Here is a 15164-nt window from a genome sequence, read left to right as displayed (position 1 = left end):
CCAGTGGCCGATGAGCTACTCGAGAAATGTGGGCGCGTTCGGCGTCACGAAAAGTGGGGGTTCGGCGGGGTACCACGCCGAATCGTGAACCGGAGTTTACACATCTTTCATGGTGTGACAAGGCCAACAAGTGGGTAGAACACGTTCTCATGAGGAGTTCTTCAGAACTTTGAACCTCGATTCACTGCCTGCCGTACGGTAGGCCCATGACCAAAGTTCTGGACGGCGTCCGGGTCCTGGAAGTGGCGGCCTGGACGTTCGTACCCGCCGCCGGCGCGGTGCTGGCCGACTGGGGCGCGGACGTCATCAAGGTCGAGCAACCCGGCTCCGGCGATCCGCAGCGTGGCCTGGTCACCTCGGCGTTGATGGGCGGCGACGCCGCGAACGTCAACTACCTGATCGAGCAGCCGAACCGGAACAAGCGCAGCCTCACGATCAACCTCAAGACGCCCGGTGGGCGTGACCTGCTGCTGGCGCTGGCCGCCCGGTCCGACGTCTTCCTCACGAACTGGCTGGAGCCCGCCCGGCGCAAGCTGAACATCGACGTCGACGACATCCGCGCGGTCAACCCGTCGATCGTCTACGTGCGGGGCAGCTCGCACGGGCCGGAGGGGCCGGACAGCCACAAGGGCTCGTTCGACAGCGCGGCGGTCTGGTCGCGGTCCGGCGTGGCCAGCGTGATCACGCCGCCCGGCGACTACCCGGTGGTCCAGCCCGCCGCCTACAACGACCTGGCCGGTGGTCAGACCATCGCCGGCGGCATCGCTGCGGCGCTGCTGCACCGTGAACGCACCGGTCAGGGCGCCGTCGTGGACGTCTCGCTGCTCGGGCTCGGCATGTGGCTGATGTCCGCGGAGATCATCAGCGCCCGCGCCTACAACATCACCTCGCCGGTGCCGCGCAACGCCCGCGGTAAGACGCCGAATCCGCTGGTGGCCAACTACCAGACCCGCGACGGGCGGTACCTGCAGCTGATGATGTTGCAGTCCGACCGGTACTGGCCGGAGTTCTGCCGCACGGTCGGGCGGCCCGAGTGGGTCGAGCAGTATCCGGACGCGACCGCGCGCTACCTGCAGCGCCGCGAGGTGATCGCGCTGCTCGACGAGTTGTTCGCCGCGCGTGACCTGGCCGAATGGCGCACGATCCTGGGCCCGATGGAGGGCGCGTGGGCGCCGGTGCAGACCCCGTACGAGGTGGCCGAGGACCCGCAGGCCACCGCGAACGCGTACGCGCAGACCGTCCGCAAGGGAGACCTGGAGTTCCCGCTGATCACCAACCCGGTGCAGTTCGACGGCGAAGCCCCCGAACTACGCCCGGCGCCGGAGGCGGGGCAGCACACTGAGGAGATCCTGCTCGAGCTCGGTTACAACTGGGACGACATCGCCGAGCTGTCGGAGAAGGGCGCGATCTGACCATGCCGCTGCCTCTCGTCACCCCCGAGAACGAGTTCTACTGGACGGCTGGCGCGGACGGTGTGCTGCGGATGCGGCACTGCCGTTCGTGCGACGCGCTGATCCACCCGCCGCGGCCCGCGTGCCACCGCTGCCGGTCCTCCGCGCTGGACACCGTCGAGCTGTCCGGGCGCGGGCAGATCGTCGGCGTGACGGTCAACCACCAGCAGTGGGGAATCGACCCGCCGGAGCCGTACACGCTCGCCGCGGTCGCGCTCGACGACGACTACCGGGTCCGGATCACCGGAAGGGTGCACGGCGACGGCGCGGTCATCGGGGCGCCGGTGACCGTGGAGTTCGCGCAGGCCAAGGACGTCTGGATCCCGCAGTTCCGGGTGGCCGGCGAGCCGAGTGACCTCCCGCCGCTGGAAGAGGACCCCGCGGTCGTGCGGTCGACGGCCCGGCCGCCGGTCTCCGCCGACCGGTACGAGGAGAAGTCCGCGGTCACCGGGATCGGCATGAGCCGGATCGGTCGGCGGCTGATGGCCGACCCGCTGGCCCTGACCGTCGAGGCCTGCCGCGCGGCCGTCGAGGACGCCGGCCTGACGTTCGACGACATCGACGGGCTGGCGACCTACCCGGGCGGCACGGTGCCCGGCGGCTTCTCCGAGGGCGGCCTGACGCTGGTCGAGGAGACGCTGCGGCTGCGCCCGGTCTGGTACAACGGCGGCGGTGAGGTGCCGGGGCCCGGTGGCTCCGTGGTCGCGGCGATGCTCGCGGTCGCCGCCGGGTTGTGCCGCCACGTGCTCGTGTATCGCACGGTCTGGCAGGCCACGCATACGGAGTTGCTGCGCTCCGGGCGCCTGCGGTTCGGTGGTGGTGGGCGGGTGGGGCCGCCGATGGACTTCATGCTTCCGGTCGGGGCGACGTCCGCGGCGCACCCGCTGGCGATCACCGCGTCGCACTACATGCACCGGTACGGCGTCGAGCGGGAGACGCTCGGCTGGATCGCGCTCAACCAGCGAGCCAACGCCGCGCGGAACCCGACCGCGATCTACCGCACGCCGATGACGATGGACGACTATCTCGGCGCGCGGCTGGTCACGACGCCGTTCGGGCTCTACGACTGCGACGTGCCGTGTGACGCGTCGATCGCCGTCGTGATCTCGCGCGCCGACGTGGCCGCCGACCTGCGGCAGCCACCGGTGCGGTTCGCCGCGGTCGGCACCCAGATCACCGAACGCGTCGCCTGGGACCAGAGCACGCTCACCCACGAGCCGCAGGTGCTCGGCTCGGCGGCGCACCTGTGGAGCCGCACCGACCTGCGCCCCGCGGACGTCGACGTCGCCGAGCTCTACGACGGGTTCACGTTCAACTGCCTGTCCTGGCTGGAGGGTCTCGGATTCTGCGGGATCGGCGAGGCGGCCGGCTTCGTGGAGGGCGGCAAGCGGATCGCACTCGACGGCGAGCTGCCGCTCAACACCCACGGCGGGCAGCTCTCGCACGGCCGGACGCACGGCTTCGGGCTGCTGCACGAGGCCGTCACCCAGTTGCGCGGTCACGGTGGCGACCGGCAGGTGCCGGGTGCGGAGGTAGCCGTGGTCTCCAGCGGCGGCCTCACACCGTCGTCCTGCATGTTGCTGGTGAAGGAGCGCTGATGAACGCGGGAAGTCGATGGGTCAGCACGACCGGACCGACCGAGGTGCTGATCGTCCGTCCGCCGTCCGGGCAGGTGGAGCTGCGGTGCGGTGGTGAGCTGATGGCCCCTTCGGGCTCTGTGGCGCGCGAGGGGGTGGCCCACGGCGGGGAGCCACTGCTCCTCGGCAAGCGGTACACCGACGCGGCGAGCGGGCTGCAACTGCTCTGCACCAAACCCGGTCCCGGCCCGGTCGAGGTCGACGGTCGGCCGGTCGAACGCCTCGACGCCAAGCCGCTGCCGGCGTCCGACTAAGTCTCGCTACGAGGGAACATGGCTCTTCCCAAGGACGCGAAGATCATCTCGGTCGACGACCACGTCATCGAACATCCCCGGGTTTTCCTCGACCGGTTACCGGCCAAGTGGCAGGACGAGGCACCGCGGATCGAGAAGCTGCCGGACGGCAACGACACCTGGATCTACGAGGGCAGGCAGTCGGGCAACTTCGCGCTGAACGCGGTCGCCGGGAAGCATCCGCGCGAGTTCGGCATGGACCCGCGCAGCTACGACGACATGTTGCCGGGCTGTTACGACATCGCGCAGCGCATCAAGGACATGGACATCGAGGGTGTCTGGGCGCAGATGTGCTTCCCGAACTTCGGTGGGTTCGCCGGCAGCACGTTCCAGATCGCGAAGGACAAGGAGCTGGCGGCGGCCTGCATCACCGCCTACAACGACTTCATTCTGGACGAGTGGTGCGCGTATGCGCCCGACCGGCAGATCCCGCTGGTGATGGTGCCGTTCTGGGACATCGACGCGTCGGTGAAGGAGATCGAGCGCACCGCAGCCAAGGGCGCCCGGTCGGTGACGTTCCTGGAAGCACCGCACAAGGTCGGTCTGCCGAGCTACCACACCGACCACTGGGACCGAATCTTCCGCGTCTGCGAGGAGGCTGAGCTGCCGCTCTCGATGCATTTCGGGTCCGGTGGCATGCCGAAGGGGCTGGCCAAGGACGGCGACTTCTTCATCGGGATCGCGCTGTTCGGCATCAACTCGATGATGGCCACCGTCGACCTGTTGGTCTCGGACGTGTTCTACAAGTTCCCCGGCCTCAAGATCGCGCTGTCCGAGGGTGGCATCGGCTGGATCCCGTACATCCTGGAGCGCACCGACTACTCGTGGGGCCGCCACAAGTACTGGACCGGCGTGAACCCGGACAAGCGGCCGTCGGAGCTGTTCCGCGAGCACATCTACGGCTGTTTCATCGCCGACGACGCCGGGATCGCGTTGCGGGGATCGATCGGCATCGACAACATCATGTTTGAGAGCGACTACCCGCACTCGGACTGCAACTGGCCGCACACCCGGAAGCTGCTGGAGGATGCTCTGGCCGACGTGCCGGACGACGAGGCTCGGAAGATCGTCGAGACCAACGCCAGGACCCTCTACCGCTTCCCGGGGTGATTCGATGGAGAACACCGATGTCGCGCTGCTGATCTTCCGCGTCGTGATCGGCGGCACGCTCGTACTGCACGGGCTCAACCACTGGCGCGGCGGCGGGAAGATCGCCGGCACCGCGAGCTGGTTCGAGAGCCTCGGCCTGCGGCCCGGCCGGGTGCACGCCTGGTCGAGCGTGCTGGTCGAGATCGGTGCGGGCATCGCGCTCGCGATCGGGCTGTTCACGCCGCTGGCGGCCGGCGCGCTGATCGGTGTGATGGTCGTGGCCGGCGTGATCGAGCACCGGTCGCACGGCTTCTTCGTGTTCCGCAACGGCTACGAGTACGTGCTGATGATCGCGGTGATCTGCGTCGGGCTGTCGGTCAGTGGGCCCGGCGAGATCTCCGCCGACGCCGAACTCGGACTGCCGCTGTGGGACGGCGTCGTCGGCTCGTTGATCGCGGTCGTGATCGGCGTCGGCGGAGCGGTAGGGCTGCTGGCGTTCGCGTGGCGTCCGGACGCGCCGGCCCGGACGCCGGTCAGCTCAGACGTCGCCGAGTAGGCACTCTTCGGCGAACGCGAGGACGCCGAGGTGGTAGCCGCGGGCGGCGTGGGACAGGCTCATGTTGTGCGGCGCCCCGGGCTGGACGTTCGTCACCACCCGGGGCGCGGCGGAGAACACCGCCGCCAGCTCGGCGAGTGCTTCCGGCGTGTGGTCCCAAATCCGGTCCTCCGCGCCGACCGTCAGCCGGACCGGGACGCCGACCTTCGCGGCGAACGCGGGCAGCTCGCGCCGCCACACCTCGGCGTCCGCGGGCTCCGGGCGGATCACGTCGCCGCGCCGCCCGCCGGTGTCCTTGCCGCCGGGCGGGTAGAGCGTGTCGGGTCCCCAGACCAGGTCCCGTACCGAGAGCCCGCGGACGTCGCGGGGCCCGTCACCGTCGGCGGGGGAGAGGTCGATCTCCACGTGCCGGAGCCCGTTGCCGCACATCTCCCAGCCGATCACGCCGGGTACGCCGTCGACGACCAGCCGGGAGGCCTGCGCGGCTCCGGCCGAGTGGGAGACGACGACGACCCGGTCGCCGCCGTAGCGGCTGACCGCCTGTGCGACCGCGTCCCGGTACAGCGCGGCCCGGTCGCTGCGGGAGAGGTCCGCGGTGTGGCCCGCGGACGCGCCGTAGCCCGGCCGGTCGAGCGCGATCACCGTGTGCCCCAGGTGGGTGGCGAGCGTCAGCAGCGACTGGTCGGGATGGGCCGCGCCGTGGAAGTAGCGTGCCCTGGCCACCGCGCCGTGCACGGCGACGATCGTCGACCGCGGTTCGGGAACGACCGCCACCAGGCCGGACAGCGGAACCTGTCCGACCTGGACGGTCACGGATTCGTTCAAAGCCGCTCCTTCTGAATTCTGAGTCACTACAGTGAACCGCAATTCAGAGTGAATCGGGAAGGACTGCGTCGATGACGACGTCCAAACACGTGGGCACCCGCCCCGAGATCGCGCTCGACGTGCACGGGCGGGCGTTCCGGGACGCGAACTACGCCATCTACGACGACCTGCGGGCACGGACCCCGGTCGCCTGGTCGACCGAGAACGGCGGCTTCTGGGTCCTCACCGACTACGAGTCCACGTTCGACGCCACCCGCGACGACGACCTGTTCACCTCGACGCCCGGCACGAACATTCCGTTCACCGGCCAGGAGACCGGCGCCGGGCTGGCCGCGATCCTTCCGCCGATCCACACCGATCCGCCGCTGACCGGGGCGATGCGGTCGCTGACCACCCGCTTCCTGTCGCCGGCCCGGGCCGAGGCGATGCTGCCGGAGATCCGCGCGATCGCCGACGAGCTGATCGACGAGTTCATCGAGTCCGGCGAGGCCGACCTGGTCGGGCAGCTCACGACGCCACTACCGGCCCGGGTGATCCTGCGCCTGCTCGGGTGGGCCGAGGAGCCGTGGCCCGAGTGGGTGACGGTCATCCACACGTTCATCCACGGCGACGAGTACGGGATGACGCGCGACGAGGCCACCGAGCGCGTCACGAACCTGATCTTCGGCGAGCTGGGCAGGCGCGAGGAGCTCGGCGCTCCCGCCGACGACATGGTCGGCTGCATCCTCAACGGTCAGGTGGAGGGCCGTCCGCTGAGCGTCGAGGAGCAGTTCGGCTACCTGCTGCTCCTGCTGTTCGGCGGCATGGACACCACCAGCGGGCTGACCGGCAACTCGCTGCTGCGGATGATCGAGCAGCCGTCGCTCAAGCAGCAGCTGCTCGACCGCCCGGAGCTGATCCGCTCGGCGACCGAGGAGTTCCTGCGGCACGGCACACCCACCCAGGGCCTGGCCCGCACGGTGAGCCGCGACACCGACTGGCGTGGCGTCCGGCTGGCCAAGGGGGACCGGGCGCTGCTGCTCTGGGCCGCGGCCAACCGCGACCCGGAGGCGTTCGAGAACCCGGCGGAGATCAACCTCGAACGCGCACCCAACCGGCACATGGCGTTCGGCGTCGGGCAGCACCGCTGCCTCGGCTCCAACCACGCCCGGGTGATGTTCCGGGTGATGGTCGAGCAGATCCTGGCGCGGCTGCCCGACTTCACGCTCGCCGGTGAACCCGTGCGGTACGGCGACGCGGCCGCGGTCTACGCGCTGAAGGAGCTTCCCGTGCGGTTCACGCCGGGACCACGAGTGGGGGTGCCGGTATGAGCATGCTGATCGACGGTGAGCTGGTCGGAGCCTCGGACGGTGGTGCGTTCGAGAACGTCAACCCGGCCACCGAAGAAGTGCTGGGCGTCGCTCCCGACGGCACCGCTGACGACGCCGTTCGTGCACTCGACGCTGCGAGCCGGGCGTTCGACACCACCTCCTGGTCCACCGACCCCGATTTTCGCCGCCGGTGTCTCGTCCAACTGCAGGACGCGCTGCGCAAGCAGGCGGACCGGATCCGCGATCTGGTGATCGCGGAGTCCGGGACCCCGGACTTCACGACCCGGATCACCCAGCTCGACGGCCCGATCGACTACCTCTCGCACTACATCGACCTGCTGGAGCACTACCCGTTCGAGCGCGAGCTGCCGGTCAAGGACATCTTCGGCAGCCCGACCCGGCGCACGGTGCGGCGCGAGGCGGCCGGGGTCGTCACCGCGATCACGCCCTGGAACTACCCCGTCTACCTCAATCTCGCGAAGGCGTCCGCCGCGCTCGCGGCCGGGTGCACGGTGGTGCTGAAGCCCGCGCCGGAGACGCCGTGGAGCGCGACCGAACTGGGCCGGGTGGTCGCTGAGCACACCGATATCCCGCCGGGAGTGTTCAACGTGCTGACGACGTCGTCCGTCGAGGTCGCCGAGCTGCTCACGTCGCATCCGGCGGTCGACCACGTGACGTTCACCGGATCGACGGCGACCGGGCGCCGGGTGATGGCCGCCGCCGCCCCGACGATCAAGCGGGTGACGCTGGAGCTCGGCGGCAAGTCCGCGGCGATCGTGCTGGACGACGCCGACCTGGCCGCCGCCGTGGGGTCGGTGGTGTTCGGCGTCTGCGTGCACGCGGGCCAGGGCTGCGTGCTGCTGACCCGGCTGCTGGTGCCACAGTCCCGGCTGGCCGAGGCCGAGGAGCTCGCGGTCGCCACGCTGGCCGGCATTCCGTGGGGTGACCCGCGGGACCCGTCGAACATCATGGGGCCGGTGATCAGCGCCCGGCAGCGCGACCGGGTGCTCTCGTACTACGACCTGGGACGCGCGGAGGCGCGGCTGCTGGCCGGTGGTGGGGCCCCGCCGGGCCGCGGGTACTTCGTCGAGCCGACGCTGTTCAGCGACGTCGACCCGGCCTCGCGTCTGGCGCAGGAAGAAGTCTTCGGACCGGTGCTCGCGATCATCCCCTACTCCTCGGAGGAGGAGGCGATCGCGATCGCCGACGGGACTCCGTACGGGCTGAGCGCGGGCGTCTTCAGCGCCGACGAGGAGCGCGCGATGCGGGTGGCGCGGCGGCTGCGCACCGGGACGGTCGGCGTCAACGGCGCGCAGTGGTTCGACCCGGAGTCGCCGTTCGGCGGTTACAAGCAGAGCGGCGTCGGACGCGAGTGGGGCACCGAGGGCCTCGAAGACTTCCTCGAGATCAAAACCATCGCCAGGCCTTGAAAGGAGCATTCATGGGGCGCGTTGAAGGCAAGGTCGCCTTCGTCACCGGCGCGGCACGCGGACAGGGCCGCAGCCACGCGGTGCGGCTGGCCGAGGAAGGCGCGGACATCATCGCGATCGACCTCTGCAAGAACATCGACACGGTCGACTACCCGCTGTCGACGCCGGAGGACCTGAAGGAGACCGCTCGCCAGGTCGAGGCGCTGGACCGCCGGATCGTGGCCAGGGAGGTCGACACCCGGGACCCGGTGGCACTGCGGGCCGCGCTCGAGGCCGGGGTCGCCGAGCTGGGGCACCTCGACGTCGTCGTCGCCAACGCCGGGATCGCGCCGATGTCCGGGCGGCCGAAGCTGCAGGCCTGGTCGGACGTCATCGACGTGAACCTGATCGGTGCGATCAACACGATCCAGGCCGCGCTGCCCCACCTGGGCAAGGGTGCGTCGATCATCGCGACCGGGTCGATCGCCGCAATGATCTCGAACGAGACCGCGGGGAACCCGGGCGGCGACCCGGGCGGCACCGGCTACATGTGGGCGAAGCGGACGTTAGCCAGCTACATCCACGAGCTGGGCCGGACCGTGATCCCCGCCCGGATCCGGGTGAACGCGGTCCACCCGACGAACACCAACACGAACATGCTGCACAGCCGCCCGATGTACCGCGCGTTCCGCCCGGACAAGGAGAACCCGACCCGCGAGGAGGCCGAGGAGGTCTTCCCGACGATGCAGGGCTTCAACGTGCCCTACGTCGAGCCGGGGGACATCTCCGCGATGGTGGTCTTCCTGGCGTCCGACGAGTCCCGGTACGTCACCGGCATGCAGATGCGGGTGGACGCCGGCGCCTACCTCAAGCTCTACGACTGGCACGTCTGATGCGGGTCGGGGCCACGACGGCCGTGGCGGACCCGATGGCAGACTGAAACCGTGCACGAACCGACATCGGCGGCTCTCAGCCCTCGCGAGCTGCGCAAGCAGCAGCGAGTGGCGACGAGCCGGGAGCAGATCCTGGACACCGCCGAGGAGCTGTTCGGCAACCACGGCTACCGCGCCACCAGCCTGCAGCAGGTGGCCGAGCGGTGCGAGTTCTCGGTCGGTGCGCTCTATCAGTTCTTCAGCGGCAAAGAAGAGCTGCTCCGCGGTGTGATGGAGCGGCGCGGCCTGGTGCAACTCGCCGAGATGCGCCGGGCCGCCGAGGGCGGCGACCTGCTCGCGCTCGTCGACACGATCGTCGCGTTCCACCGCCGGTACCCGGCTTTCGGCCGGCTGTCGGCGCGCGTCTACTCCGCCGGTTCGGACGCCCCGGCGGGGTACCACCTGTTCGAAGCGAACTACCGCACCGCGATGGATCTCTACGCATCGGTGATCGTCTCCGGGCAGCAGCGCGGGGTGATCCGCGCGGGCAACCCCCAGGCGCTGGCGCGGCTGCTGTCCAGCATGGTCACCGCGTACCACCGCGTCGACCCGGAGCTGGTCGGCTCCGGCCCGACGCTGACCGAGCCGGAGTTCCGGCAGATCGTCGCCCGGGCGTTCGCCGCATGACCAGCCCACGGGAGCTGCGGCGGCAACAGCGGGTAGCGACCAGCCGGGAGCAGATCCTGGACACCGCTGAGGAGCTGTTCGGCAGCCAGGGCTACCGGGCGACCAGCCTCCAGCGGGTCGCCGAGCGGTGCGAGTTCTCGGTCGGTGCGCTGTACCAGTTCTTCAGCGGCAAGGAAGAGCTCCTGCAGGCGGTGATGTACCGCCGCGGGAACGACCTCTTCGCCGCGATGCGCGGCGCGATCAGCCCGGACGAGACCGGCGTCGCGAACCTGGTGGCCGTCGTCGAGGCGATCAGCGCGTTCTTCGAACGCTTCCCTTCCTACGGTCAGCTGACGATCCGCCTCGCGTCGCCGGGGGAGGACGCGCCGAAGGACCTGAGCCCGGCGGGCGAGGGCTTCGCCGGTGCGCTCGCGCTCTTCGCCGACGTGCTGCGCAGCGGGCAGCGGTCGGGGGACGTGCGGCCCGGCGATCCGGCGGCGCTGGCCGAGCTGGCGTCCAACATGATGACCGCGTACCTCCGCGACCGCGGATCGGAGGGCCTGACGTCCGGAGAGTTCCGGGAGATCCTCTCCCGGGCGTTCTCGGCTGTCGGATAAGCGCAGGCGCGTCGAACGCCGTCCCGGGGCGGACCATGCTCGATCGATGGCGCGGGTCTTCGTCTCGCACGCCGGCCCGGATCTCGAGTCGGCCGAACGCATCGCGCGCTGGCTCGTCGACGACGGGCACGACGTCTTCCTCGACCGGGACGCCCAGCGTGGTCTCGTGCTGGGCGAGAACTGGCAGCAGCGGTTGCACGAGCGGCTCCGCGGAGCGGACGCCGTCGTCTGCCTCCTCACCCCGGAGTACGCGGCGTCGGTCTGGTGCGCGGCCGAGCTGGCCGTCGCGCTGTCTCGGGGGAGCAGGGTCCTGCCGCTGCGTCTCACGTCGGGAAGCACCCACCCGCTCCTCCCCGACGACATCCAGTACAGCGACCTCTCCACCCCGGACGCCGCCCGGGAGCACCTGCGCGAGGCGTTGCTCCGGCTGGACGCCGCCGGTGGCGCCGGATGGCCCGACGACCGGAGCCCGTACCCGGGGTTGCGTCCGTTCGACGCCGGGGAGAACCGGGTGTTCTTCGGCCGGAATCGTGAGGTCGCCGAGCTGGCGGGCCTCCTGCGCTCGCCGGCCGAGCCGGACCTGATCGTCGTGCTCGGGCCGTCCGGCTGCGGGAAGTCCTCGCTGGTGCGCGCCGGGCTGGTGCCGCTGATCGCGGCGGAGCCGGGCTGGTGGACGCTCCCGGCCGTGCTGCCCGGCGCGGATCCGGTCGGCGCTCTCGCACGCGAACTGGCCGGCGCCGGGCGGCAGTGCGGGCTGGAGTGGACGGTCAGTGGGGTTCGGGAGCGGCTCGTCGGCGACGGGCTGCGCGCGGTGGCGGACGACCTGCTGGTCGCCGCGCCGGGCGGCTGGGAGCGCCGCCGGTTGTTGCTCGTGCTGGACCAGCTGGAGGAAGTCGTCACGCTGGCCGACGCTCCGGCCCGCGCCGGGCTGGCCGACCTGCTGTCTGCGCCCGGGCCGGTGCGCACCGTGGCCACGCTCCGGCCGGAGTTCCTCGATCAGGTCCTCGCCGGACCCGAGCTGAGCGGCCTGCCGATGCGGCCGTTCCCGCTACGACCGCTGCGGCGCGAGATGTTGCCGGTGGTGGTGGAGGAACCCGCGCGGCTGGCGGGCCTCGAGCCGGAGCCCGCGCTGGTGGACCGGATCGTCGCGGACGCCGGGTCGGGGGACGCCCTTCCGCTGCTCGCCTACAGCCTCGAGCAGCTGAGCGAGGGCGTCGGCCGGGGCGGGCGGCTGACGCTGCAGCGTTACGAGGAGATGGGTGGCGTCCGAGGCGCGCTGGCCCAGCAGGCCGACGCCGCACTGGCCGACGCCGCGTCCACCGGACGGCATCGCGACCAGGTGATGGGCACGTTGCTGCGGCTGGTCACCGTCGACGAGCAGGGCAGGCCCGCGCGGTGGCGGGTGGCCAGGGACGAGCTGAGCGTCGCCGAACAACGTGACGCGGACGCGTTCGTGCGGCGTCGGCTGCTGATCACCGATACTGAGAACGGAACCGTCGTCGTCGGAGTTGCCCACGAGGCCTTCCTGACCGCGTGGCCGCCGCTGGCCGACGCGATCGCCGCCGACACCGCCGCGCTGCGGGCCCGGCGGGCCGTGGAGCAGGCCGCGGCGCGGTGGGACGAGTCGGCCCGGCCGCGGCGCCTGCTGTGGGAGCGGAACCAGCTCGGCTCGGCGGTCAGCGATCTGCGGGACCGGTCCTCGCTCAGCCCGCGAGGTGCGGCGTTCTTGCGGAGCAGCGTGCGGTTCGAGCGGCGGCGGCGATTCCGCGCGACGTCGATCCTGGCCGGTCTGCTGGTCCTCGCGGTGATCGGTGGCCTCGTCGCCGTAGTACAGCGTCAGACCGCGCAGGAGCAGCAGCGCGCAGCGACCGGCAGGCAGTTGCTCGCGCAGGCCGCGAGCCTGCGCGCCCGGGATCCGTTCACCGCGATTCAGCTGTTCACCGCCGCCTACCGGATCCATCCCAGCGACGAGACTCGCTCCGGCCTGGCCAGCGCAGTGGTCGGCAACCACTTCGTGGCCCGGCTTCGCCTCGACGGTTCGTCGATCGACGACGTGGCGTATGCGCCGGACGGCTCGACGATGGCGACGGCCTCGCGGGGACAGGGGATCACGCTCTGGGACACGAGGGTCGAGACGCAGCCCCGGCCGGTCAGCCGACCTGGTGGGATCGATCCTCTGGCCCGGGTCGGGTCGCTGGCCTACACACCCGACGGCCGGACACTCGTGGCGGGCGACCGCTACGGCCTGGTCGGACTCTGGGACGTCGGGAATCCGAGGGCGCCGCGCCTACGGCAGCGGCTGGTGGCAGCCGTGGGCGGGTGGATCAGCGCTCTCGTGATCGACGGCAGCGGGCAGTACCTGGCCGTGGGTACGAGCCGCCGTACTGTCGTAATCTGGGACATCCGGGACCCGGACGCGCCGCGTGCCCTCGGGAGCCCACTCCTCCTGGAGAGCCGTGCGCGCTCGCTCGCGCTGAAGGGCGAGCAGATGGCAGTCGGAACCGAGGGTGGGCAGACCCTGGTGTTCGTGATGGACGTACCAGGGTCCCCGCGCCACGTTGCCACCATCCAGGGGGCAGGCGACGGCCTCGTGACCGCAGTGCGCTTCACGGGCTCCGCACTGGTCACCGGGGAGGAGAGCGGGGACGTCGCCGTCTTTGACCTGTCCCGGCCCGCGGTTCCCCGCCGCGTCGCTACGCGCCGGCTGGGGAGCGCCGTGAACGCGGTCGACGTCGGTGACACGTCCCCCTTCGACCTGGCGATCGCCACCGGCGGCCGCACGGTCGTCGTCTGGAACACGCTCGGCAATACGCTCACCGATGCCACCGACCCGTTCTTCGGAGGGCACACCGACAGGGTGCACGCCGTGGCGTTCCGGCCCGGCGGCGATACGCTCGTCTCGGGGAGCGAAGACGGTACGGCGATAGTCTGGAGCCTCGCCGGGGCCGGCGCGCCCTCGGCGATCTCCTCGGTCGAGGACCACGACGGTCCGGTGGTGGATCTGGCGACGAGCGACGACCACCGGCTCGTCGCCAGCCTCGGCAGTGACGGCACGGTCATGCTGTGGAGCCTCGCCGATGCGCGGCGTCCGAAGCGCCGAGGAACTCCGCTCCGGATCGGCGAGCCGGCGAACACGGTCGCCTTGAGCCCCGACGGCAGACGGCTCGCGGTGGGCAGCACCGCCGGAAACTTCTGGCTGTGGGACGTCACCGATCCGGCCATGCCCAGGGCGGTCCCGGGGACGACGGACGTCGGGCAGGTGGTCCTCGACCTGGCGTTCTCGCGCGACGGCCGGGTGGTGACCGTGGGGACCGAACGTGGCCCGACGCGCTGGGACGTCACGGATCCACGCGCGGTCCGGCGGCTCGAGCCCCCGTTGGGCGGGCATCCGGCGTACGCCGTCGCGTTCAGTTCGCGCGGCGTGCTCGCCGCCGCGGACGTTACCGGTGAGGTGAGGCTCTGGGACCCGCGCCGGAAAGTGCGAAACACTACGGCGTACAAACTCAGCGGGTACAGCGACGGTATTCGGTCGATGGCGTTCGCCCCCGACGGTGACACGCTGGCAACGGGCGGGAACGACGGCACACTGATGCTCTGGGACGTGCACGACGCGACTGCTCCTCGACCGTTGATCGCCGGGGTTCCTGCGCACGCCGGTGCCGTCCGTAGCCTGGCCTTTTCGCCGGACGGCTCGACACTGGCCAGCACTGGGATGGACTCCACGACGTCGCTGTGGGACCTGACCGACCGCTCAGCGCCGCACCGGCTAGGGCAGCAGTTTCTCGGCGGCGAGGACAGCGTGGTCTTCGGCCCGAACGGCGACATCCTCGCCGCTGCTTCCGCAGACGGCTCGATCGAGTTGTGGGACCTCGCCGCGATGAATCGGCTCCGGCGCGATCCGGCGCGGGCGGCCTGCAACCTCACCGGAGGCCTGAACCGGGAGCAGTGGGCACGTTTCGTGCCCGACCTGGACTACGTCGACACCTGCCCGCGCTAGCGGCTGGTGAACGCCCAGATCAGGACGCCGACGCCGATCAGGATGAACGTACCGCCGCCGGACAGCGCACCGGCCATGGTCGATTCGTAGGACAGCTCGCCCGGGTGATCGAGGTAGACGTCCTGCGGGTGCTCCGGGTCGTACCGCACCGGCATGTCGTCGCCGACCTCGAAGTCCGGCGCAGCGACCGTCGGCTTGACCTCCGTGCGGACGCGCCGCCTCCGCTGGGTGCGAAACTCGATGCGATAGTTGTATCCGGCCTCGCGCTGCCATTCTTTCTCGAGGACCTCGGCCGTCGCCGTCTCGAACTGGGTCGCGGCATCGACCCGCAGTGAGGCCTGGAACCAGGCCACGCCCACGATGGTCAAACCGAACAGGATCGAGAGGACGCAGACGAAGACGATGACGGCCATGGCCGGGACCGTAGGGCGCGGATCGGACA

At 70.8% G+C, this 15164-nt stretch carries 13 protein-coding genes; 11 read left to right on the top strand and 2 right to left on the bottom strand.

The features are described 5' to 3' along the window. Nucleotides 1-206: 206 nt before the first annotated feature. The 5 genes from BUB75_RS35740 to BUB75_RS35720 are packed head-to-tail and all read left to right on the top strand — an operon-like array spanning nt 207 to nt 5026. Entirely contained in the window at nt 207-1412 is a 1206-nt protein-coding gene (locus BUB75_RS35740) for a CaiB/BaiF CoA transferase family protein (protein WP_073263716.1), read from the top strand. Between the two features lie 2 nt (nt 1413-1414). Continuing rightward, a complete protein-coding gene (locus BUB75_RS35735; RefSeq protein ID WP_073263713.1) occupies nt 1415-3049 on the top strand; it encodes a thiolase C-terminal domain-containing protein in 1635 nt (544 codons plus the stop codon). Next, complete coding sequence (locus BUB75_RS35730) at nt 3049-3342, top strand: hypothetical protein (protein WP_073263711.1); 294 nt, start codon at nt 3049-3051, stop codon at nt 3340-3342. The genes BUB75_RS35735 and BUB75_RS35730 overlap by 1 nt, the downstream gene beginning before the upstream one ends. An 18-nt stretch (nt 3343-3360) precedes the next feature. Then, complete coding sequence (locus BUB75_RS35725) at nt 3361-4491, top strand: amidohydrolase family protein (RefSeq protein ID WP_073263709.1); 1131 nt, start codon at nt 3361-3363, stop codon at nt 4489-4491. Nucleotides 4492-4495: 4 nt separating this feature from the next. Next, nucleotides 4496-5026 (top strand): DoxX family protein, encoded by a 531-nt coding sequence (locus tag BUB75_RS35720; RefSeq protein WP_073263707.1) that lies wholly within the window; start codon nt 4496-4498, stop codon nt 5024-5026. On the opposite strand, the gene BUB75_RS35715 is transcribed toward BUB75_RS35720, so the two are convergent. After that, nucleotides 5009-5851 carry an alpha/beta hydrolase gene (locus BUB75_RS35715; protein WP_073263705.1) on the bottom strand — a complete coding sequence of 281 codons (843 nt, stop codon included), beginning with the start codon at nt 5849-5851 and terminating at the stop codon, nt 5009-5011. The two genes, BUB75_RS35720 and BUB75_RS35715, sit on opposite strands and share 18 nt — an antisense overlap. A gap of 71 nt (nt 5852-5922) precedes the next feature. Between BUB75_RS35715 and BUB75_RS35710 the strand changes: the two genes are divergently transcribed. From BUB75_RS35710 to BUB75_RS35685, 6 genes are read left to right on the top strand one after another with little or no spacing between them, the layout of a single operon-like run. Next, nucleotides 5923-7161 (top strand): cytochrome P450, encoded by a 1239-nt coding sequence (locus BUB75_RS35710; RefSeq protein WP_073263703.1) that lies wholly within the window; start codon nt 5923-5925, stop codon nt 7159-7161. Further along, the gene (locus BUB75_RS35705) at nt 7158-8591 is read left to right on the top strand and encodes an aldehyde dehydrogenase family protein (RefSeq protein ID WP_073263701.1); all 1434 of its coding nucleotides are present in this window, start codon (nt 7158-7160) and stop codon (nt 8589-8591) included. Before BUB75_RS35710 ends, BUB75_RS35705 begins: the two co-directional genes overlap by 4 nt. 11 nt (nt 8592-8602) lie before the next feature. After that, nucleotides 8603-9463, top strand: coding sequence for a mycofactocin-coupled SDR family oxidoreductase (locus BUB75_RS35700; RefSeq protein ID WP_073263699.1), 861 nt, complete (start codon nt 8603-8605; stop codon nt 9461-9463). Nucleotides 9464-9514: 51 nt separating this feature from the next. Then, complete coding sequence (locus tag BUB75_RS35695; protein ID WP_073263697.1) at nt 9515-10129, top strand: TetR/AcrR family transcriptional regulator; 615 nt, start codon at nt 9515-9517, stop codon at nt 10127-10129. Beyond that, complete coding sequence (locus BUB75_RS35690) at nt 10126-10725, top strand: TetR/AcrR family transcriptional regulator (protein ID WP_073263695.1); 600 nt, start codon at nt 10126-10128, stop codon at nt 10723-10725. Before BUB75_RS35695 ends, BUB75_RS35690 begins: the two co-directional genes overlap by 4 nt. A gap of 46 nt (nt 10726-10771) precedes the next feature. Further along, nucleotides 10772-14722 carry an nSTAND1 domain-containing NTPase gene (locus BUB75_RS35685; protein WP_073263693.1) on the top strand — a complete coding sequence of 1317 codons (3951 nt, stop codon included), beginning with the start codon at nt 10772-10774 and terminating at the stop codon, nt 14720-14722. Here BUB75_RS35685 and BUB75_RS35680 read toward each other — a convergent pair. Further along, nucleotides 14719-15135, bottom strand: a complete 417-nt coding sequence (locus BUB75_RS35680) for a DUF3592 domain-containing protein (protein WP_073263691.1) — start codon at nt 15133-15135, stop codon at nt 14719-14721. The genes BUB75_RS35685 and BUB75_RS35680 overlap by 4 nt on opposite strands. Between the last annotated feature and the right edge of the window lie 29 nt (nt 15136-15164).

The sequence above is a fragment of the Cryptosporangium aurantiacum genome, from assembly GCF_900143005.1.
In the GTDB taxonomy this organism is placed as follows: domain Bacteria; phylum Actinomycetota; class Actinomycetes; order Mycobacteriales; family Cryptosporangiaceae; genus Cryptosporangium; species Cryptosporangium aurantiacum.
Note: the sequence above shows the minus strand (reverse complement) of the source record. Positions and strands in the feature narration are given on the sequence as shown.